The organism is Kitasatospora sp. NPDC005748 (assembly GCF_040630735.1).
GTDB lineage: Bacteria > Actinomycetota > Actinomycetes > Streptomycetales > Streptomycetaceae > Kitasatospora.
This window is the reverse complement of sequence record NZ_JBEXYD010000007.1, coordinates 167,516-188,838: the sequence shown is the minus strand read 5'-3', so window position 1 is coordinate 188,838 and position 21,323 is coordinate 167,516. Positions and strand designations below refer to the sequence as shown.

Below are 21,323 nucleotides of genomic sequence, written 5' to 3'. Positions count from 1 at the left end.
CGCGACGGAGCGGCGGCCGGACGAGCACAGCCGAGGAGCGCAGTCATGGCCAAACCGGCCCCGCAGAGCGATCCCGCGCAGGACGCCCCCGTGGTGTCCGCGCCCCAGCACGCCGCGGCCGGACTGCCGGCGGTCGGCCACAGCCTCCGGATGGCCACCGAGCAGATGGGCGCCCGGCGCACCCTCGCCACCCTGCGCAAGGTCAACCAGCCGGACGGCTTCGACTGCCCCGGCTGCGCGTGGCCCGAGCCCGGGAAGACGCACACCGCCGAGTTCTGCGAGAACGGCGCGAAGGCCGTCGCCGAGGAGGCCACCGAGCGCCGGATCCGCGCCGAGTTCTTCGCCGCCCACCCGGTGGCCGAGCTGGCCGAACGCTCCGGCTACTGGCTCGGCCAGCAGGGCCGCCTCACCCAGCCGATGCTGCTGGACGAGGGCGCCACCCACTACACGCCGATCGCCTGGGACGACGCCTTCGCGCTGATCGCCGAGGAGCTGCGCGCCCTGGACACCCCGGACGGCGCGGCCTTCTACACCTCCGGCCGGACCAGCAACGAGGCCGCCTTCGCCTACCAGCTGTTCGCCCGCCGGCTGGGCACCAACAACCTGCCGGACTGCTCCAACATGTGCCACGAGTCCTCCGGCTCGGCGCTCACCGAGACGCTGGGCGTCGGCAAGGGCAGCGTCAGCCTCAAGGACCTCTACCAGGCCGACCTGATCATCGTGGCGGGCCAGAACCCGGGTACCAACCACCCGCGGATGCTCTCCGCCCTGGAGCGGGCCAAGCGCGCGGGTGCCACCGTCGTCAGCGTCAACCCGCTGCCCGAGGCCGGCCTCGAACGGTTCAAGAACCCGCAGAACGCCCGCGGCCTGGCCGGCCACGGCACCAAGCTGACCGACCTCTTCCTGCAGATCCGGCTCGGCGGCGACCTCGCCCTGTTCCGCGCGCTCAACCGGCTCGTCCTCGACGCGGACGGCGGCGTCGACGAGGAGTTCGTCGCGCGGCACTGCCACGGCTTCGAGGAGTTCGCCGCCGAGGCCCGGCAGACCCGGCGCGAGGAGGTGCTCGCCGCCACCGGCCTGCCGTGGGAGCAGATCGAGGAGCTGGGCCGCCTGGTGCTCTCCTCCCGGAAGATCATCGTCTGCTGGGCGATGGGCCTCACCCAGCACAAGCACGCCGTGCCGACCATCCGCGAGGTGGTCAACTTCCTGCTGCTGCGCGGCAACGTCGGCCGCCCGGGCGCCGGGGTCTGCCCGGTGCGCGGACACAGCAACGTCCAGGGCGACCGGACGATGGGCATCTTCGAGCGGCCCTCGGCGGCCTTCCTGGACGCGCTGGGCGGCGAGTTCGGCTTCGAGCCGCCGCGGGCGCACGGCTACGACTCGGTGGACACCATCCGCGCGATGCGCGACGGCCGGGTGAAGGTGTTCTTCGCGATGGGCGGCAACTTCGTCGCCGCCACCCCGGACACCGAGGTCACCGAGGCGGCGATGCGCCGCTGCCGGCTCACCGTGCACGTCTCCACCAAGCTCAACCGCTCGCACGTGGTGACCGGGGCCCGGGCGCTGATCCTGCCCACCCTCGGCCGTACCGACCGGGACGTCACCGCCAGTGGCGCGCAGTTCGTCAGCGTCGAGGACTCGATGGGCCAGGTGCACTCCTCGCGCGGCGGCCTGCGCCCGCCGGCGCCGGGGCTGCTCTCCGAGGTGGCGATCGTCTGCCGGCTGGCCCGCGCGGCGCTCGGCCCCGGGGACGACGTCCCGTGGGAGGACTTCGCCGACGACTACGACACCCTGCGGGACCGGATCGCCCGGGTGGTGCCGGGCTTCGACGGCTTCAACGACAAGGTCCGCCGGCCCGGCGGGTTCACCCTGCCGCACGGGCCGCGCGACTCCCGGACCTTCCCCACCGCGACCGGGCTGGCCAACTTCACGGTCAACCCGCTCACCGCGCCCGAGGTCCCGCCGGGCCGGCTGCTGCTGCAGACGCTCCGTTCGCACGACCAGTACAACACCACGATCTACGGCCTGGACGACCGCTACCGCGGCATCACCGGCGGCCGCCGGGTCGTGCTGGTCAACCCCGTCGACGCCGCCGAGCTGGGCCTGACCGAGGGCGGGTACGTCGATCTGGTCGGCGAGTGGAAGGACGGCGTGGAGCGGCGCGCCCCGCACTTCAAGGTGGTGCACTACCCGGTGGCCCGCGGCGGCGCGGCGGCGTACTACCCGGAGACCAACGTGCTGGTGCCGCTGGACTCCACCGCGGACATCAGCAACACCCCGACCTCCAAGGCCGTGCTGATCCGCTTCGAGCCGGACAGCGGCGCGAGCTGAACCGGCCGACGGCCCGGGGCTCCCCGGGCCGTCGGGCCAAGCTAGTGCTGGCCCGCCGGCAGCGGGGTGGCCGAGGTGGAGCCCGGGGCCGAGGCGGTGGCCGAACCGGTACGGGTGCCGCTGGGCGAGCCCGCGGGAGTCCCGGCCGGCGTCCCGGTGGGGGTGCCCGTCGGGGTACCGGTCGGCGTTCCCGTGGGCGTCCCGGTGGGCGTGCCGGTCGGGGTGCCGGTCGGCGTCCCCGTCGGGGTCCCGGTGGGCGTGCCCGTCGGCGTCCCCGTGGGCGTCCCGGTCGGCGTCCCCGTCGGGGTACCGGTCGGCGTCCCCGGGTCGGTCGGTGTGCCGGTGCCGGGCTGCGGGGTGCCGGGCGTCGGCGTCCCCGGGGTGGGCGTACCGGGCGCGGTCGGCGTGCCGGGCGCGGGGTTCGCCGCGTTCGGGTCGACCGGCACCTGGTTGGCCGGGCTCGGGGCGATCGGGGTGACGCTGTCCCAGCCCGCCGGGAGGTCCGGCACCTTCCAGGCACCGCCCGCCTCGTCCGAGGCGGTCTCCGGGTCGGGGCGGACGGCACCGAGGATCGGCATCGAGCCGATCGGCGACACCTTGATCACGGCGCCCGGACGGGGCGCCTGGACGACCAGCCCGCCGCCGATGTAGAGCGCGACATGGGTGGCGCCCTCGAAGTAGATGACCAGGTCACCGGGGCGCAGCTGGTTCAGGGCGACGTGCTGGAGCTGGGCCCACTGCTCCTGGCTGGTGCGCGGGATCGGCTTGCCTGCGTGCAGCCAGGCCTGCGAGGTGAGGCCGGAGCAGTCGAAGACGTCCGGGCCGGCGCCGCCCCACACGTACGGCTTGTTGAGCTGCGCCAGCGCGTACGCGACGGCGGCGCGGCCGGCCAGCGACGGGGTGCGCTCGCCCTTGCCGAGGGCGCCGGAGGCGAGGAAGGCCAGCTGGGCCTCGTCGGCCTTGGCCTTCTCCAGCTGCTCCAGCTCGGTGCGCTGGGCACCGGTGAGCGAGGAGACCAGTTGCTCGACGGCGGCCAGGTCGGTGGCGAGCTTGGCCTTGGCCGCGTCCTGCTGGGCGACCAGTGCCTGGGAGTTCTTCAGCGCCTCCTCGCTCTGCTTCTGCAGGCCGGTGAGCGCTTCGCGGTCGAGCTTGAGCCGGTCCAGGAACTCGGACTGCGAACGGCTCGCGGCGGAGAGCAGTTCGGCGATGGTGACGGCCTCGTACGGGTCCTGGGAGAGCAGCAGTTCGGCGTAGGCCGAGGTGGCGCCGTTGCGGTACTGGGCGGCGGCGAGCTGGGCGGCCACGTCGGTACCGGCGTCGACGAGCTTCTGCTGACGGTCCAGCCGGTCGCCCAGGTCGGTGACGGTGGCCTGCTGCTCGGCGACCTTGGTGACGGCGGCGTTGAACTGCTCGGTGGCGGCCTCCGCCCCCGTGTACAGCTCGTGCAGCCGGTCGAGCAGCGGCCCGAGGGTGGCCTTGGCCTCCGCGAGGGGGTCCGCGCCGGGCACGGCGGCCGGGGCGGTGATGCCCGGGTTGCCCGGGTCCGGCGCCGCGTAGGCGGCCTGGGCGGCCAGCGGCAGCGCCAGCGCGGCGGCCGCCAGGACGGCTCCGCAGCGCAGGGCGGCCCGCACCCACGGTCGTGTTCCGGCTGTCTCCGTGCGCTGTGCGGCCCCGCCCATGGATTCGTTCCTCCCCGCCCCTGCCGATCCCCGGGATGCCCGGATCCTCGCCGATCCTGTCATGGGTCACCCGGCAGAAACAGACCGCACCCGTACGGCCCGATGAATTCTTCGGTCGGTTGTGAGACAGGTCTCAGCAAACCGGATCGAACCAGGACGTTCTGCGCCAATGCCCAGTTCAGCGGGCCCGAGGACACCTCCTGGCAAGGTCATGGCAACCCCTTGGACACGTCCGGAACCACGCGGCCCGTCTCAGTTCACCTTCCGTTCACCGAGGCTCCCTACCGTCGCGATCGACACCAACGTCAGTGCGACAACTACGACGATTGTTTGGGTATGGAACACATCTCGTTCCTGGTGGCCGTTGTGATCATCACGGCGCTCGCCTTCGACTTCACCAACGGGTTCCACGACACCGCCAACGCGATGGCCACCTCCATCGCCACCGGAGCCCTTCGACCCAAGGTCGCGGTCACCATCGCGGCTGTCCTCAACTTCGCCGGGGCGTTCCTCTCGGTGAAGGTCGCCACCACCATCTCCGGCGGCATCGTCAACGAGAAGGCCGGGATCCATCCGGAGATCATCTTCGCCGCACTGGTCGGCGCGATCCTCTGGAACCTGATCACCTGGCTGAGAGGCCTTCCGTCCAGTTCGTCGCACGCGCTCTACGGCGGCCTGATCGGCGCCACCGTGGTCGGCGTCGGTCTCAACGGCGTCAACTTCGACACCGTGGTCACCAAGATCCTCATCCCGGCGATCGCCTCCCCGCTGGTCGCGGGCCTGGCCTCGTGGGGCGCCACGAAGCTGGCGTACGCGATCACCCGCAAGAGCGACGGCGCCACCGTCACCAAGGGCTTCAAGACCGGCCAGGTGTTCTCCTCCTCGCTGATCTCGCTGGCCCACGGCACCAACGACGCCCAGAAGACGATGGGCATCATCACCCTGACCCTGGTCTCGGTCGGCGCCCTGCCGACCGGCGCGCTGCCCCCCACCTGGGTGATCGTCTCGGCCGGTGCGGCGATCGCGCTCGGCACCTACATGGGCGGCTGGCGGATCATCCGCTCGATGGGCAAGGGCCTGGCGGACATCCAGGCGCCGCAGGGCTTCGCCTCCGAGTCCGCCGCCGCGACCGTCATCCTGACCTCCTCGCACATGGGCTTCGGCCTCTCCACCACCCAGGTCTGCTCCGGCGGCATCATGGGCGCCGGCCTCGGCGGCCCGAAGGGCGAGCTGCGCTGGAGCCTGGTGCGCCGCATGGTCTACACCTGGGGCCTGACCCTGCCCGCCGCCGCCACGGTGGCCGGCCTCGCGGCCCTCGTGGTCGAGCAGGGCACCTGGGGCGTGGTCCTGGTGGGCGCCGTCCTGGTCGCCGGCTCGGGCGCGATGTGGCTGATCTCCCGCCGCCAGCCGGTCCACGCGGACAACGTCAACGAGGCCGGCGACATCACCCCGGTCGAGATCACCCCGACCGCCGCGGCCGGCACCCCCACCACTCCCGCCTCGACCACGGTCGCGGCCTGAGCGCCGGCGGCTGAGGAGCACACAGCATGCACATCAAGTGGAACGCCCTGGCCCAGACCGCCGGCTTCAGCTTCGGCATCACCGTCGCGGTGGTCACCGTCTTCGCGCTGGGCATCCTGGCCCTCTCCCGCCGTGAGGCCGCGCTGACCGCGCAGCGCTCGGCGGCCGGCTCCGGCGCCCCGGCCGGCGGCGGCCGACTGGCCCTGGCCGGTGCCTACACCTGCTTCGCGGTCTGCGGCGCCGCCGTCCTCTACGGCCTGTCCCTGATCGCCGGCCACTGACGCACGGAGTACGGCGAAGGCCGGGGAGCGGTGGTCCGCTCCCCGGCCTTCGCCGTGTCCTGCCCCGTGCCCCCGCCGGCGGCGGTCAGCCCTGGTGGCCGGTGCGCAGCACGGTCTCGCGGATGAACAGCACCGTCACGAAGGCCAGCAGCGCGAACGGCGCCGCGACCAGGAAGACCACGCCGACCCCGTGCCCGAAGGCGTCCGTCACCAGCGGGACGAGCGGGGCGGGCAGCTTGTGCAGGTCCGGGATGCCGCCGCCGGCCGCGGCGCCGGTGGCCGGGACGTGCGCGGCCGCCAGGTTCTCCGTCAGGTAGTGGCCGACCCGGTTGTTCATCAGGGCCCCGAGGGCGGAGACGCCCATCGCGCCGCCCATGGTGCGGAAGAAGGTGACCACCGAGCTGGCCGCGCCGAGCTCGTGCCGGGGCACCGTGTTCTGCACCGCGAGCACGAGGTTCTGCATGGTCAGGCCGAGGCCGATGCCGGTGATCGCCATGTAGACGGCGAGCAGCACGTAGTCGGTGTCGGCCCGGGCGGTGCCGAGCAGGGCGAAGCCGACGGCCAGCATCAGGGTGCCGGCGACCAGGTAGGCCTTCCAGCGGCCGTACTTGGTGATCAGCTTGCCCGCCACGGTGGAGGCGACGGCCAGGCCGAGGATCATCGGCAGCGTCATCAGGCCGGCGATGGTCGGGGACTTCTCCCTGGCCAGCTGGAAGTACTGGCTGAGGAAGGTGGTCGCGCCGTACATCCCGATGCCGACCAGCACGCTGGCGACCGCCGCCAGGGTGACGGTGCGGTGGCGGAAGAGGCTCGGCGGGATGATCGGCTCGGCCGCGCGCTTCTCGATCGCCACGGCGAGCCCGCCCAGCACCAGGCCGCCGCCGACCATGGCCGCGGTCTGCCAGGAGAGCCAGGCGTAGTTCTTGCCGGCCAGCGTGATCCAGATCATCAGCAGGCTGACGGCGCCGGTGATGACCAGGGCACCCAGGTAGTCGATCTTCACCTTGCGCTTGACCACCGGCAGCTTCAGGGTGCGCTGCAGCACCGCGATCGCGGCCAGCGCGAAGGGGATCCCGACGTAGAAGCACCAGCGCCAGCCGAGCCAGGAGGTGTCCACGATGACGCCGCCGATCAGCGGGCCGCCGATGGTGGCGAGGGCGAAGACCGCGCCGAAGTAGCCGCTGTACCGGCCGCGCTCGCGCGGCGGGACCATCGCCGCCAGGCAGATCTGGGCGAGCGCGGTGACACCGCCGGCGCCGATGCCCTGCAGCGCGCGGCAGGCGATCAGCTCGCCGGTGTTCTGGGCGAGGCCGGCCAGCGCGGACGAGGCGATGTAGATCACCAGGGCGATCTGCAGGAGCAGCTTCTTGCTGGCCAGGTCGGACAGCTTGCCCCAGATCGGGGTGGAGGCGGTGAGGGTGAGCAGGGTGGCGGTGATCACCCAGGTGTAGGCGGACTGGCCGCCGTGCAGGTCGGTGAGGATGCGCGGCAGGGCGTTGGAGACGACGGTCGACGACAGCACGGCCACGAAGAGGCCGAGCAGCAGGCCGGACAGGGCCTCCAGCACCTGCCGGTGGGTCATGGGTGTGTCGTCGTCGGCGGTGGCGGCTCCGGTCGCGGCTCGGGTGGTGACGGTCATCTGGGTCCTTCGGCGGGTGCGGGGCGGAAGCGGGAGGCGGCGACGGGGAACGGAAAAGTCGTTGCCTTAAGCAACCATAGGATCAATGGTTGCTTAAGGCAACTTTCTTCAAGCCCAAGTAAAGTCCCGCCCCGCGACCCGCGCCGGACCGCCGGACCTCAGGTCCCGACGGCCTCCCCGACCACGTCGTTGAAGCGGTGCAGCAGCCCGGCGAAGCGGATCACGTCCTCCTCGGACCAGTTGGCCATCAGCTCGCGCACCCGCTCGATCCGGGCGTCCCGCGCGCCCAGGTAGCGCCGCCGGCCGTCGTCGGTGAGCGAGACCAGCGCGGACCGGCGGTCCAGCGGATCCGCCTCCCGGGTCACCAGGCCCAGCTCCTCCAGCGCCCGGATCTGCCGGCTCACCGTGGCCTTGCCCACCGCGAAGTGCACGCCGACGTCGGTCACCCGCACCCGCCCGGCCTGCTCGATGTAGCCGAGCATGCTGTACGCCGCCCCCTCCAGGCTGGGGTGCACCCGGCGGGAGAGTTCCGCCACCCGGGCCCGGCCCCGGCGGAACATCAGCGCGACCTCGCGCTCCACCGCCAGCAGGGGTTCCTCGTCATTCGCCGCACTCACCGCGCAAGTATCCCGCAGCACAGTGCCCCCACATACGGCGCGGGAAATCGGGAAAGCCAACTACTTGATGGTATGAAGTATCCGTTTTTCCCGATACGCAAGGAGATGTGGATGACCACCCCAGGGCAGGGACCGAGGCCAGGACTCGTCGCCGAACTGAAGGGGGCGGTCACCCCGCGCGCGGCGCTGCTGGTGATCGCCGTCCTCCTCCTCCAGCTCGGCTTCATCACCTCGTACGTCGGGGCGCTGCACAGCCCCACCCCGCACGAGCTCTCGATCGCGGTGGTCGCGCCGCCGCAGGTCTCCCCCAAGCTGGTCGAGGCGCTGGAGGGGGTGCCCGACAACGCGGTACGGGCCTCCACCGCGCCCGACGCGGAGACCGCCACCGCCCGGATCAAGGACCAGAAGCTCTACGCCGCGCTGGTGGTGGACCCGGCCGGCACCGAGGACACCCTGCTGGTCGCCAACGCCCGCGGCCCGGCCGCCGCCCGGGCCGCCCAGACCATCGTCACCGCGGTGGACCAGACCCAGGGCCGGACGGTGCGCACCGTCGACACCATCCCGCTGGCCAAGGGCGACACCAACGGCCTGTCCTCCTTCTACCTGGTGATCGGCTGGTGCGTCGGCGGCTACCTGGTCGCCTCGATCCTCGGCGTCAGCGCCGGGGCGAAGCCCGCCAACGCCTACCGGGCGGCCATCCGGCTCGCCGCCCTCGCGCTGTACTCGATCGCGGCCGGCATCGGCGGGGCGGTGATCGTCGGACCGGCGCTGAACGCCCTGCCCGGCTCGTCCTGGGGGCTCGCCGCGCTGGGCGCCCTGGTGGTGTTCACGGTCGGCGCGTTCACCATGGCGCTGCAGTGCCTCTTCGACATCATCGGGATCGGCGTCGCGGTACTGATCTTCGTGGTGCTCGGCAACCCCAGCGCGGGAGGGGTCTTCCCGCCACCGATGGTGCCCCCGTTCTGGCGGGCCATCGGCGCCTGGATCCCGAACGGCGCCGGCACCGACGCGGCCCGCTCGATCGCCTACTTCGGCGCGACCAACCTCACCATGCCGCTGCTCGTGCTGCTGGTCTGGGCACTGCTCGGCGTCGCCGTCACCTTCGCCGCCGTGCTGCGCCGGCCGCGCGGGGGCCGCGAGCTGCCCGCCGGGTAGCCGGGCCACCGCCACCGCCCGGGCCGGCCCGACACCGCCCCTACCCGTCGAGCCGGCCCGGGTCCGCGACGATCGCCCGGACCACGCCGACCGCCGCCCCCAGCAGCGGCCCGCGCCGGCCCAGCCGGGAGACCGTCAGCCGCTCCTCCGTCCAGGGGCGGACGGTCACCCGGGCCGCCAGCTCGGCCCGCATCCCCGGCAGCAGCCAGGGCGCCAGCCGGGCGTACCCGCCGCCCAGCACCACCTCGGCCGGGTCGAGCAGGTTGACCGCCCCGGCCGAGGCGATCCCCAGGGCCGACCCGGCCCCGTCCAGCGCCCCGCGGACCTCCTCGTCCCCGGCCCCGGCCCGCTCGGCGAGCAGGGCGACCCAGTCGCCCCGGATCCCCTCCAGCCCCGCCGCCCGCAGCACCGCCGCCTCCCCCGCGTACTGCTCCAGGCAGCCGTGCGCCCCGCAGGCGCAGCGCGGTCCGTCCGGGTGGACCGGCACGTGCCCCAGCTCTCCGGCGTAGCCGTGCGCCCCGCGCATCAGCCGGCCGCCGACCACGATCGCCGAACCGACCCCGGCCTCGGCCGAGACGTGCAGGAAGTGATCCGGGGCGCCGCCCAGCCAGCGCTCGGCGAGCCCGCCCAGATTGGCCTCGTTCTCGGCCTCGACCGGCAGCTCGGCCAGGCCCTGCGCGCCGGCCGCGCGCAGCGCCGGCCGCAGCTCGGCGGCCAGCGGCACGTCCTGCCAGCCCAGGTTGGCGGCGCGCTGGAGCACCCCGTCGCCGTCGCCGACCAGGCCGGGCACCGCGAGCATCAGTCCGGCCGGGCGCAGCCCCGCCTCGACGACCGCCCGGCGCAGCAGTTCGGCCAGGTCGGCCATCACGGCGGCGGGCCGCCGGTCCCGGTTGCGGATCTCCTGACGGTGCCAGGCGCGAACCTCGCCGCGCAGGTCGACCACGCAGGCGCCGAGGTGCTCGACCCCGATCTCGGCGCCCAGACCCGCCGGTCCCTCGGGGTTGAGCCCCAGGGCCGTCCCGGGCCGGCCGACCTTGCCGCTGGGCGCCGCCGGACCCTCCTCGACCACCAGCCGGGCCGCGATCAGCTCCTCGGCGAGCGAGGACACCGCCGCCCTGGTCAGCCCGCTCTCCGCGGCGACCTCCGCGCGCGAGCGCGGGGCCCGCGCGATCACGCCGAGCACCAGCGCCAGATTGGCCCGCCGCATGCCCTGCTGGCTGGCCGGCCCGGCCCGGAGGCCGTCCGTCTCGCGCATCGCGCTCACCCCGCTCAGCTTCCGCCCGCCCCGCCGGTGGGCGGGTCCCGCAGTTCGGACCGGTGTCTGCAGCGTAACCGCGTTCGGCCAGGCGCTCCCGCCGGGCCCGGGGGTCGGATCGGCCGCTCCGGCGCCCCGCCGCGCCGGGCCGCTACGGGATCCGCTGCGGCTGCTCCACGCGGGGGGCGACGGGCTCGGGGAAGCGCGTGAAGACCCAGCGCTGCATCGCCCAGAAGCGGAAGAGCATCGCGACGAAGGTGCCGAGGACCATGCCGCTCAGGAAGTCGGCCACCTCCTGGGTGAAGGGCGTCACCTGCGGCTCGCGCAGGTCCAGGACGTAGCGCGAGACGATCAGCGGGAGGTCGTTGACGCCGATCGCCACCACGCTGACGAGCAGGAACAGCAGCACCTCACGCCGGTGACCGCGGGCCCGGAAGGACCACCGGCGGTTGAGCACGTAGGAGACGGTGGTGGCCACCACGGTCGCGATGGTGAGCGCAACCACCGGTTTGTGCTCCAAAAGGGTGAACTTCAGTGAGAAGTTGATCACTGTTGTCAGAACGAAGCACGTCCCCCCGACCAGCAGGACCTTCACCAGCCTGCGGTGCCTGACCAGGAACGGGCGCAGCCCCGCCGGCACCTTGGCCAGGGCGCGCTGAGTGGGGGACGGCATCTTCGCAGTTTCGCACGGGGCCCGCCGACGCTCCCTCCGACGGAATCGGCGGCCCGGCGGCTCCCGACGCTCCGGCGGCTCCCGGCGCCCGGTGCCCCCGGTCGTGCGGACGGGCGGCGGCCCGGCGGGAGCAGCGCGCTCCGCCGGGCCGCCGCCCGTTCCCGTCCCGCCGTCAGGCGGCGACCAGCACCTCGGCCGGCTCCAGGGCCAGCTCCAGCACCTCCCGCACGTCCGCCACCGGGTGGACGGTGAGCCGCTCCAGCACCTCGGCCGGGACGTCGTCCAGGTCGGCCTCGTTGCGCTTGGGGATGATCACCGTGCCGACCCCGGCCCGGTCGGCGGCGAGCAGCTTCTGCTTCACCCCGCCGATCGGCAGCACCCGCCCGGTCAGCGACACCTCACCCGTCATCGCCACGTCCGTGCGCACCCGGCGGCCGGAGAGCAGCGAGGCCAGGGCGGTGGTCATGGTGATGCCGGCGCTCGGCCCGTCCTTGGGGACGGCCCCGGCGGGGACGTGCAGGTGCACGCCCCGGTCGCGCAGCGAGGTGACCGGCAGCTCCAGCTCGGCGCCGCGCGAGCGCAGGTAGGAGAGCGCGATGTGCGCGGACTCCTTCATCACGTCGCCCAGCTGCCCGGTGAGGGTGAGCCCGGTGCCGCCCGTCTCGGCGTCCGCCAGCGAGGCCTCGATGTACAGCACGTCGCCGCCGGCGCCCGTCACCGCCAGGCCGGTCGCCACACCCGGTACGGCGGTCCGCCGCTCGGCGGGCTCCTGGGCCGCCTCCGGGACGTGGTGCGGCCGGCCGATCAGCGCGCGCAGCTCGCCCGCGCCGATCGCGGCGGGCAGCTCGCGCTCGCCCAGCTCGGACTGCGCGGCGATCTTGCGCAGCACCCGGGCGATCGAGCGTTCGAGGGTGCGGACGCCGGCCTCGCGGGTGTACTCCCCGGCGAGCCTGCGCAGCGCCTCCTCCTCGACGGAGACCTCCTCGCTCGTCAGTCCGGCCTTCTCCAGCTGGCGCGGGAGCAGGTGGTCCCGGGCGATGACGACCTTCTCGTCCTCGGTGTAGCCGTCCAGCCGGACCAGCTCCATCCGGTCGAGCAGCGCCTCCGGGATGGCCTCCAGCACGTTGGCGGTGGCGAGGAAGACCACGTCCGAGAGGTCCAGCTCGACCTCCAGGTAGTGGTCCCGGAAGGTGTGGTTCTGCGCCGGGTCCAGCACCTCCAGCAGGGCGGCCGCCGGGTCCCCCCGGTAGTCGGAGCCGACCTTGTCGATCTCGTCGAGCAGGACGACCGGGTTCATCGAGCCGGCCTCCTTGATGGCGCGCACCAGGCGGCCGGGCAGCGCGCCGACGTAGGTGCGCCGGTGGCCGCGGATCTCCGCCTCGTCCCGGACGCCGCCGAGCGCCACCCGGACGAAGGTGCGGCCCATCGCCCTGGCCACCGACTCGCCCAGCGAGGTCTTGCCGACGCCGGGCGGGCCGACCAGGGCCAGCACCGCACCGCCGCGCCGGCCGCCCACCAGGCCGAGCCCCTGGTCGGCCCGGCGCTTGCGGACGGCCAGGTACTCGACGATCCGGTCCTTGACGTCCCCGAGGCCGGAGTGGTCCGCGTCCAGCACGGCGCGGGCGCCGGCGATGTCGTAGGCGTCCTCGGTGCGCTCGTTCCAGGGCAGCTCCAGGACGGTGTCCAGCCAGGTGCGGATCCAGGAGCCCTCGGGCGACTGGTCGGACGCCCGCTCCAGCTTGTCGACCTCCTTGAGCGCGGCCTCGCGGACCTTCCCGGGCAGGTCGGCGGCCTCGACCCGGGCGCGGTAGTCGCCCTCCTCGTCGGCCGGGTCGCCGTTCAGCTCGGCCAGCTCCTTGCGGACGGCCTCCAGCTGGCGGCGGAGCAGGAACTCCTTCTGCTGCTTGGCCACGCCCTCCTCGACGTCCTTGCGGATGGTGTCGTTGACCTCCTCCTCGGCGAGGTGGTCGCGCAGCAGGGTGAGGGCGTACTCCAGGCGGGCCACCTGGTCGGCCTCCAGCAGCACCTTGAGCTTCTGCTCCGCGGTGACGAAGGACGCGTAGCCGATGTTGTCGGCCAGCTCGCCGACGCCCTCGATCTGGGCCACCCGGTCGACGATCTGCCAGGCGCCGCGCTTGCGCAGCCACTGGGTGGAGAGCGCCTTGTACTCCCGGACCAGCTCGGCGGCGCGGCCGGCCACCGGCGTGCCCTCCGAGGACTCCCGGAACGGCGTGGTCTCCACCCAGAGCGCGGCGCCGGGCCCGGTGGTACCGACGCCGATCCGGACCCGGCGCACGGCGCGGACCAGCGCGGCCGGCTCCCCGTCGGCCAGCCGCCCGACCTGCTCGACGGTGGCGAGGGTGCCGGCCGCCGCGTACGAGCCGTCCACCCGCGGCACCAGCAGCACCTGGGGCTTGCCGGCGCCGGCGGCCGCGGCCCGCGCGGCCTCGACCGCGGCACGCACCTCGGTGTCCTTGAGGTCCAGCGGGACGACCATGCCCGGGAGCACGACCTCGTCGTCGAGCGGCAGTACGGGCAGGGTGAGCGGAGTGGACGTCGATGCCATGATCTCTCCCCAGTCAGCGAAGTTGAGTTGACCTGACTAAGGTTTCGCGGCCATGGAATGTTCCCCCCGCCCTGTTCGCCGGGAGCGAACAAGAAGGGTTCCGGGAAGGGGTGTCAAAAACGCCACGCGGGGGCGCGCACCGCCCCCCGGAGCACCCGGGAGTTACGCGCGGTCCAGCAGGGCGGTCGCCCCCTGGGCCTGCGCCGGGCCCGTGGCGCCGACGGCCGCCGCCTCCGGGCGCCGCCACCGGGGGCCGGGCCCGTTCCGCAGCCAGCGCCAGAGCGCGACCCCGGTCAGCAGCGCCACCGGGTGGCCGACCCCGGTCACCAGGTCCCGGTCGCCGGCGATCTGCTCGGCGACCAGGACGGCGGCGCCGCCGAGCGCGAGCAGCCGCCCGCGCGGCGGCAGCAGCCCGGCCAGCGCACCGAGACTGACCAGCACGCCGTAGCTGACCCCGATGTCCAGGCAGTCCAGCGCGCGGGGCTCCATCCGGCCGGTCGCCACGGCGGTGATCACCACCGACTGGGAGAGCACCGTCGCCGTGACGTGCCCGATCCCGAAGACCGCCGCGGCCCGGACGGCGCCCACCCGGCGCTCCAGCGGCGCGACGGTGAAGGCGAAGGCCCAGAGGTAGGGCATCCAGATCGTCCCGGCCACCCAGAAGCCGCTGAACAGCAGGGCGCGCAGCGGGTGGTGGACCAGGTTGTGCCCGTCCGAGCTGGAGGCCTCCTGCAGCCGGAGCACGAGGCCCGGGTCGGCCAGCCCGGCGAAGGTGGTGGTGGCCACGACCACGGCGAGGTAGCCGAGCGCGAAGGGGTTGCGCCGGGGCGTCGGCACCCGGGCGAGCACCCAGGCGGCCAGGCCGGTCCGCAGGCCGAACCGGAGCATCCCGTACGGCGGCCCCGGACGCGGCCCGCTCACCACAGCGTTCCTCCGCAGCTCCGCCATGCCGCCTCCGCTCCAGACCCGCAGCCTCCGGCCCCCGTCCGGTGCTCAACGTACCGGCGCGCGCCGGAAATCCCACCTGTGCGACTTGTCGTGACCACGGTACTTCGGGGTCCTGGGAGCCAGCTGGGAATACCCCGTGAACATCATGCGGCGCGCGACTCCACGATTGGTACAGACCTGCACTCCGTCTACGCACGAGTAGCGGCTCTGACCGGCGGCTTGTCGTCAACTGGAGTGCATACGTACCGTTACGCAGTGAAAAATCGGCGGGTAAGGTACTGGCCCGTGCCCACTTCCGAGTGGGTCCGACGGGCGGCCGGACGGCCGGCCCACGGGCCGGAAACATCCGGTCCACCTGCCGGGAAGCACCGGGTGTCCGTACGCTGCGAAGTGTGCGGGAGCGGTGGGCAGTCCACACCTGTCCTCCGACTCCGCACGCGCTACGGGACGGCGGACCCGGCACAGTCCACGACGGAACAAGACTACGAGCGGAGCCTCGCCATCCCCACAGGTGGCCGGCCCGCAGCCCTGGGGGCGGTGGCGTGACCGTGACAGAAATTCAGCAGGACAACCAGAACAGCGGCGGCACGGTGAGCAGCCAGCGCAGAGTGCTGGTGGTGGAGGACGAGCCCACGATCGCCGAGTCGATCGCGGCCCGGCTGGGCGCGGAGGGCTTCAAGGTCGCCGTGGCCCACGACGGCCCGGGCGCGGTCGACGGGTTCCACACCTGGCAGCCCGACCTGGTCGTGCTCGACATCATGCTGCCCGGCTTCGACGGCCTTGAGGTGTGCCGCCGGATCCAGGCCCAACGCCCGGTACCGGTCCTGATGCTGACCGCGCGTGACGACGAGACGGACCTCCTGGTCGGCCTCGGCGTGGGCGCCGACGACTACATGACCAAGCCGTTCTCCATGCGGGAGCTGGCGGCCCGGGTCAACGTCCTGCTGCGCCGCGTCGAGCGTGCCCAGCAGGCGGCCCGCACACCGGCGCTCGGCTCGCTGCGCTTCGGCGAGTTGGAGATCGACCACGTGCAGCGCCGGGTCCGGCTGGCCTCGGGCGACGTCCACCTGACGCCGACCGAGTTCGACCTGCTCGCCTGCCTGGCCGCACAGCCGCGGGCGGTACTCACCCGCGAGCAACTGCTGGCCGAGGTCTGGGACTGGACGGACGCGTCCGGCACCCGCACCGTGGACAGCCACGTCAAGGCGCTGCGCCGGAAGATCGGCGCCAGCTGGATCCGCACCGTCCACGGGGTCGGCTACGCGCTGGAGGCCCCGCTCTCCTAGCGGCGCCTCGGGCACCGGGCCTCCGGGGGGCCCGTGTCCCGAACCGCCGCGCGGACCCGCGGGGATCACAGGGGACCAATGACTTTTCCACAGCAACGCAACGGCGACGCCGACGGCGTCCGGCCCACGCTGGCCGCCCGCGCCGCCCACCGGGTGTGGGCCGACATCCGGCCGCTCGACCCGGTCCGCTCGATCAAGGGCAAACTCGCCCTCCTGGTGATCGTCTCGGTCTTCCTCGCCACCGGCATGGTCGTGGTGGCGATCCGCTCCGAGACGCAGATCCGGATCATCATGGTCTTCTCCATGATCGCTTCGCTGCTCTTCATGCAGTTCCTCGCGCACGGGCTGACCGCCCCGCTGCGCGACATGACCGCCGCCGCCCGCGCGATGGCCTCCGGCGACTACAGCCGCCGGGTCGAGGTGAGCTCCCGGGACGAGATCGGCGAGCTGGCGGCCACCTTCAACCACATGGCGGCCGACCTGGAGGCCGCCGACCGGCACCGCCGGGAGCTGGTCGCCAACGTCTCCCACGAGCTGCGCACGCCCATCGCCGCGCTGCGCGCCGTGCTGGAGAACGTGGTGGACGGCGTGGTCCAACCCAATCCCGCGACCCTGGGCGCCGCCCTGGAGCAGACCGAACGGCTCGGCCGGCTGGTCACCCACCTGCTCGACCTGTCCAAGATCGACGACGGCGTGGTGGACCTGGACGCGCGCCCCTTCGAGGTGCGCGAGTTCCTGGACGGCGTGCTGCGCGGGGTCACCGTGGACGGCGCGACGGCCGGCGGGGCCTTCTCCCGGCGCGGGGACGTCCGGCTGGCCCTGGAGGTCAGCCCGGTCGGCCTGACCGGCGTGGCGGACACCGAGCGGCTCCACCAGGTGGTCGCCAACCTGGTCGACAACGCCTGCAAGCACTCGCCGCCCGGCGGCACCGTGACGGTCCGGGCCCGGCCCGGCGGCGAGCCCGGCGCGCTGCTGCTGGAGGTCGAGGACGAGGGGCCGGGCATCCCGGCGGCCGACCGCACCCGGGTCTTCGAGCGGTTCAGCCGCAGCGGCACCGCCACCGCCCAGGGGCCCGGCTCCGACGGCGGCACCGGTCTGGGGCTGGCCATCGCCCGCTGGGCGGTGGACCTGCACGGCGGGCGGATCGAGGTGGCGGAGGCCTCCCCCGGCTGCCGGATCGAGGTCCGGCTGCCCGGCCCGCGGTAGCGCCCGCCCGGGGTCCGCTCGGCGGCCCCGGGCGCCCTCCCGCGTCGATCGGACGTCGCCCGCATGTCACAGAAGCGACACAGACGTGGACGGACGATCCAGGTGGCTCCGGACTGCGATTTGTCCGGTTTCATCCATATATAGCGGCTGATCGGAAGCGATCGCTTCCCATCCGAGGCGGCTTTCTAACGCACATTTTCAGCCAACCTGCAGGTCAGGACTGTGATCTGGGCGACGCCTGAGCCCTGGGGACTGCGCGATCACTGGTCAGGGGCGTAGCCTTAATCCCCGCTGTCCAAACATCCCAAAAGGAAGCGGAAGAGGGCGGTTGCCGCCGTGTCGCCACAGTCCCAAGAAACCCCCAACAGCTCGGCAAGCTCCACTGGCTTCGGCCCCAATGAGTGGCTCGTCGACGAGATCTACCAGCAGTACCTCCAGGACCCGAACTCGGTCGACCGAGCCTGGTGGGACTTTTTCGCCGACTACAAGCCCGGTACCGAGGTGACCCCAGTGACCCAGGCCGCGACCCAGGTCGGCCCCACGCCGACCCCCGTTGCCGCCCCCGCGCCCGCCGCTGCTGCTCCGGCCGCGCCCGCCCCCGCCGCACCGGCCGCGCCAGCGCCCGCCGCCGCGGCCCCGGCGCCCGCGCCCCTCGCCGCAGCTCCTGCCGCGCCCCCGGCCCCGAAGGCCGCCGCTCCGGCGCCGGCCGCGCCCGCCGAGACCGGCCCCGAGCTGGTCCAGCTCCGCGGCCCCTCCAAGGCGGTGGCGACCAACATGGACGCCTCGCTGGAGGTGCCGACGGCGACCTCCGTGCGCGCCGTGCCGGCCAAGCTGTTGATCGACAACCGCATCGTCATCAACAACCACCTGCAGCGCGCCCGCGGTGGCAAGGTCTCCTTCACGCACCTGATCGGTTACGCCCTGGTCCAGGCCATCAAGGCCTCGCCGGGCATGAACCACAGCTACCAGGTGAAGGACGGCAAGTCGTACCTGGTCAAGCCCGAGCACGTGAACCTGGGCCTGGCCATCGACCTGGTGAAGCCGAACGGCGACCGCCAGCTCGTGGTCGCGGCGATCAAGAAGGCCGAGACCCTCGACTTCTTCGGCTTCTGGCAGGCCTACGAGGACATCGTCCGCCGGGCCCGCGCCAACAAGCTGACCATGGACGACTTCACCGGCGTCACGGTCTCGCTGACCAACCCCGGCGGCATCGGCACCGTGCACTCCGTGCCGCGCCTGATGCAGAACCAGGGCACCATCGTCGGCGTCGGCGCCATGGAGTACCCGGCCGAGTTCCAGGGCTCCGCCCCGGAGACGCTGTCCCGGCTGGGCGTCTCCAAGATCATGACGCTGACCTCGACCTACGACCACCGCGTCATCCAGGGCGCGGCGTCCGGCGAGTTCCTGCGCGAGATCCACCGGCTGCTGCTGGGCGAGAACGGCTTCTACGACGAGATCTTCGAGTCGCTGCGGATCCCGTACGAGCCGGTCCGCTGGGCCACCGACGTGGCCACCACGCACGACGACGAGGTCAACAAGACCGCCCGCGTCATCGAGCTGATCCACTCCTACCGGGTCCGCGGCCACCTCATGGCCGACACCGACCCGCTGGAGTACAAGCAGCGCAAGCACCCCGACCTGGACGTCACCACGCACGGCCTCACCCTGTGGGACCTGGAGCGCGAGTTCGCGGTCGGCGGCTTCGGCGGCCAGCGGATGATGAAGCTGCGCGACATCCTCGGCCTGCTGCGCAACACGTACTGCCGCACGGTCGGCATCGAGTACATGCACATCCAGGACCCGACGCAGCGCAAGTGGCTGCAGGAGCGCCTGGAGAAGCCGTACACCAAGCCGGAGCGCGAGGAGCAGCTGCGCATCCTGCGCCGGCTGAACTCGGCCGAGGCCTTCGAGACCTTCCTGCAGACCAAGTACGTCGGGCAGAAGCGCTTCTCGCTGGAGGGCGGCGAGTCGCTCATCCCGCTGCTGGACGCGACCATCGACTCGGCGGCCGAGCACCGCCTGGACGAGGCCGTCATCGGCATGGCCCACCGCGGCCGCCTCAACGTGCTGGCCAACATCGTCGGCAAGCCGTACGGCAAGATCTTCGGCGAGTTCGAGGGCAACCTCGACCCGAAGTCGATGCACGGCTCCGGCGACGTGAAGTACCACCTCGGCTCCGAGGGCACCTTCACCGGCCTGGACGGCGAGACCATCAAGGTCTCGCTCGCCGCGAACCCCTCCCACCTGGAGGCCGTGGACCCGGTCGTCGAGGGCATCGCCCGCGCCAAGCAGGACATCCTGGACCAGGGCGGCACCACCTTCCCGGTGCTGCCGATCCAGATCCACGGCGACGCGGCCTTCGCCGGCCAGGGCGTCGTCGCGGAGACCCTGAACATGTCGCAGCTGCGCGGCTACCGCACCGGCGGCACCGTGCACGTCGTGGTCAACAACCAGGTCGGCTTCACCGCCGCGCCCGCGAGCAGCCGCTCGTCGATGTACTGCACCGACGTGGCCCGCATGATCGAGGCGCCGATCTTCCACGTGAACGGCGACGACCCGGAGGCCGTGGTCCGCGTCGCGCGGCTCGCCTTCGAGTTCCGTCAGGCGTTCCACAAGGACGTCGTGATCGACCTCATCTGCTACCGCCGCCGCGGTCACAACGAGGCCGACAACCCGTCGTTCACCCAGCCGCTGATGTACGACCTGATCGACAAGAAGCGCTCGGTGCGCAAGCTGTACACCGAGGGCCTGATCGGTCGCGGCGACATCACCATGGAAGAGGCGGAGCAGGCGCTCCAGGACTTCCAGGGTCAGCTGGAGAAGGTCTTCGCCGAGGTCCGCGACGCCGCCCAGACGCCGGCCCCGGCCTCCAACGGCAAGCCGCAGGCGGACTTCCCGGTCAACATCCAGACCGGCATCTCCCAGGAGATGGTGAAGCGGATCGCCGCCTCGCAGGTCAACCTGCCGGACTGGCTGACCGTCCACCCGCGCCTGCTGCCGCAGCTGCAGCGCCGGGCCGCCTCGGTCGAGGACAACACCATCGACTGGGCGATGGGCGAGACCCTCGCCATCGGCTCGCTGCTGATGGAGGGCCACCCCGTCCGCCTCGCCGGCCAGGACAGCCGCCGCGGCACCTTCGGCCAGCGCCACGCGGTGCTCATCGACCGGGTCTCCGGCGAGGACTACACCCCGCTGCTGTACCTGACCGAGGACCAGGCCCGCTACACCGTGTACGACAGCCTGCTGTCCGAGTACGCGGCGATGGGCTTCGAGTACGGCTACTCGCTGACGCGGCCGAACTCGCTGGTCATGTGGGAGGCGCAGTTCGGCGACTTCGTCAACGGCGCGCAGACCGTGGTGGACGAGTACATCGCCTCCGCCGAGCAGAAGTGGGGCCAGCACTCCGGCGTCACCCTGCTGCTGCCGCACGGCTACGAGGGCCAGGGCCCGGACCACTCGTCCGCCCGCCCGGAGCGCTTCCTGCAGCTGTGCGCGCAGAACAACATGACGGTCGCCATGCCGACCCTGCCGTCGAACTACTTCCACCTGCTGCGCTGGCAGGCGCACAACCCGCACCACAAGCCGCTGGTCGTCTTCACCCCGAAGTCGATGCTGCGTCTGAAGGCCGCGGCGAGTGCCACCGAGGAGTTCCTGTCCGGCTCGTTCCGCCCGGTCATCGGTGACACCACCGTCGACCCGGCGAACGTCCGCAAGGTCGTCATCACGGCGGGCAAGTTCTACTACGACGTCGAGGCGGCCCGTACCGAGCGCGGGGTCACCGACACCGCGATCGTCCGGGTCGAGCGGCTCTACCCGCTGCCGGTGGCCGAGCTGCAGGAGGAGCTGGCCCGCTACGGCGACGACGTCCAGTTCGTCTGGGCGCAGGAGGAGCCGGCCAACCAGGGTGCCTGGCCGTTCATCGCGATGAACCTGGTCGACCACCTGCAGGTCGTCATCGGCCGCAGTGCCAACGGTTCGCCGCGGCTGCGCCGCGTCGCCCGCACGGCCTCCTCGGCCCCCGCGGTCGGCTCGGCCAAGCGTCACGCCGCCGAGCAGCAGGCGCTGCTGGAGGAGATCTTCACCATCTGAGCCCGCCCCGGCTCCGGTCGGGCTCGAACGGCTCCGGCCCCCGCGCACACCGCGCGGGGGCCGGAGCCGTTCCGGTG

The 21,323-nt window shown here is 72.8% G+C and carries 14 protein-coding genes; 7 read left to right on the top strand and 7 right to left on the bottom strand.

What is annotated here, in order from left to right; all coding sequences use genetic code 11:
* Window positions 1-45 precede the first annotated feature (45 nt).
* The gene (locus ABZ495_RS08690) at window positions 46-2,331 is read left to right on the top strand and encodes an FdhF/YdeP family oxidoreductase (RefSeq protein WP_329489583.1); all 2,286 of its coding nucleotides are present in this window, start codon (window positions 46-48) and stop codon (window positions 2,329-2,331) included.
* A 41-nt stretch (window positions 2,332-2,372) separates the two neighbouring features.
* Here the strand turns inward: ABZ495_RS08690 and ABZ495_RS08685 are convergent, their stop codons facing one another.
* Entirely contained in the window at window positions 2,373-3,962 is a 1,590-nt protein-coding gene (locus tag ABZ495_RS08685) for an NlpC/P60 family protein (RefSeq protein ID WP_359835012.1), read from the bottom strand.
* A gap of 384 nt (window positions 3,963-4,346) precedes the next feature.
* Here ABZ495_RS08685 and ABZ495_RS08680 point away from each other — a divergent pair, with 384 nt between their 5' ends.
* Together ABZ495_RS08680 and ABZ495_RS08675 are read left to right on the top strand one after the other, a co-directional pair.
* Window positions 4,347-5,531, top strand: coding sequence for an inorganic phosphate transporter (locus ABZ495_RS08680; RefSeq protein ID WP_352289302.1), 1,185 nt, complete (start codon window positions 4,347-4,349; stop codon window positions 5,529-5,531).
* 26 nt (window positions 5,532-5,557) lie between these two features.
* Window positions 5,558-5,812, top strand: a complete 255-nt coding sequence (locus ABZ495_RS08675) for a hypothetical protein (RefSeq protein ID WP_359803186.1) — start codon at window positions 5,558-5,560, stop codon at window positions 5,810-5,812.
* Window positions 5,813-5,897: 85 nt separating this feature from the next.
* Here the strand turns inward: ABZ495_RS08675 and ABZ495_RS08670 are convergent, their stop codons facing one another.
* Together ABZ495_RS08670 and ABZ495_RS08665 are read right to left on the bottom strand one after the other, a co-directional pair.
* A complete protein-coding gene (locus ABZ495_RS08670) occupies window positions 5,898-7,451 on the bottom strand; it encodes an MDR family MFS transporter (protein WP_329489579.1) in 1,554 nt (517 codons plus the stop codon).
* Window positions 7,452-7,609: 158 nt separating this feature from the next.
* Window positions 7,610-8,068 carry a MarR family transcriptional regulator gene (locus ABZ495_RS08665; RefSeq protein WP_329489578.1) on the bottom strand — a complete coding sequence of 153 codons (459 nt, stop codon included), beginning with the start codon at window positions 8,066-8,068 and terminating at the stop codon, window positions 7,610-7,612.
* Window positions 8,069-8,179: 111 nt separating this feature from the next.
* Between ABZ495_RS08665 and ABZ495_RS08660 the strand changes: the two genes are divergently transcribed.
* Entirely contained in the window at window positions 8,180-9,223 is a 1,044-nt protein-coding gene (locus ABZ495_RS08660) for an ABC transporter permease (protein WP_359835009.1), read from the top strand.
* A 40-nt stretch (window positions 9,224-9,263) separates the two neighbouring features.
* Here ABZ495_RS08660 and ABZ495_RS08655 read toward each other — a convergent pair whose 3' ends face one another.
* The 4 genes from ABZ495_RS08655 to ABZ495_RS08640 form a co-directional block, all read right to left on the bottom strand.
* Complete coding sequence (locus ABZ495_RS08655; RefSeq protein WP_359835042.1) at window positions 9,264-10,478, bottom strand: ROK family transcriptional regulator; 1,215 nt, start codon at window positions 10,476-10,478, stop codon at window positions 9,264-9,266.
* Window positions 10,479-10,629: 151 nt separating this feature from the next.
* Window positions 10,630-11,151, bottom strand: coding sequence for a GtrA family protein (locus tag ABZ495_RS08650; RefSeq protein WP_329489576.1), 522 nt, complete (start codon window positions 11,149-11,151; stop codon window positions 10,630-10,632).
* Window positions 11,152-11,323: 172 nt separating this feature from the next.
* Window positions 11,324-13,717, bottom strand: coding sequence for an endopeptidase La (gene lon / locus ABZ495_RS08645; protein WP_359803189.1), 2,394 nt, complete (start codon window positions 13,715-13,717; stop codon window positions 11,324-11,326).
* A gap of 162 nt (window positions 13,718-13,879) precedes the next feature.
* Window positions 13,880-14,638: a rhomboid-like protein gene (locus tag ABZ495_RS08640; protein WP_329489574.1), complete on the bottom strand. Its 759-nt coding sequence runs from the start codon at window positions 14,636-14,638 to the stop codon at window positions 13,880-13,882.
* Window positions 14,639-15,213: 575 nt separating this feature from the next.
* Here ABZ495_RS08640 and ABZ495_RS08635 point away from each other — a divergent pair.
* From ABZ495_RS08635 to ABZ495_RS08625, 3 genes are all read left to right on the top strand, one after another.
* Window positions 15,214-15,951, top strand: a complete 738-nt coding sequence (locus ABZ495_RS08635; RefSeq protein ID WP_209411241.1) for a response regulator transcription factor — start codon at window positions 15,214-15,216, stop codon at window positions 15,949-15,951.
* Window positions 15,952-16,029: 78 nt separating this feature from the next.
* The gene (locus ABZ495_RS08630; protein ID WP_359803191.1) at window positions 16,030-17,157 is read left to right on the top strand and encodes an ATP-binding protein; all 1,128 of its coding nucleotides are present in this window, start codon (window positions 16,030-16,032) and stop codon (window positions 17,155-17,157) included.
* 336 nt (window positions 17,158-17,493) lie between these two features.
* A complete protein-coding gene (locus ABZ495_RS08625) occupies window positions 17,494-21,246 on the top strand; it encodes a multifunctional oxoglutarate decarboxylase/oxoglutarate dehydrogenase thiamine pyrophosphate-binding subunit/dihydrolipoyllysine-residue succinyltransferase subunit (RefSeq protein WP_329489572.1) in 3,753 nt (1,250 codons plus the stop codon).
* Window positions 21,247-21,323: the final 77 nt, after the last annotated feature.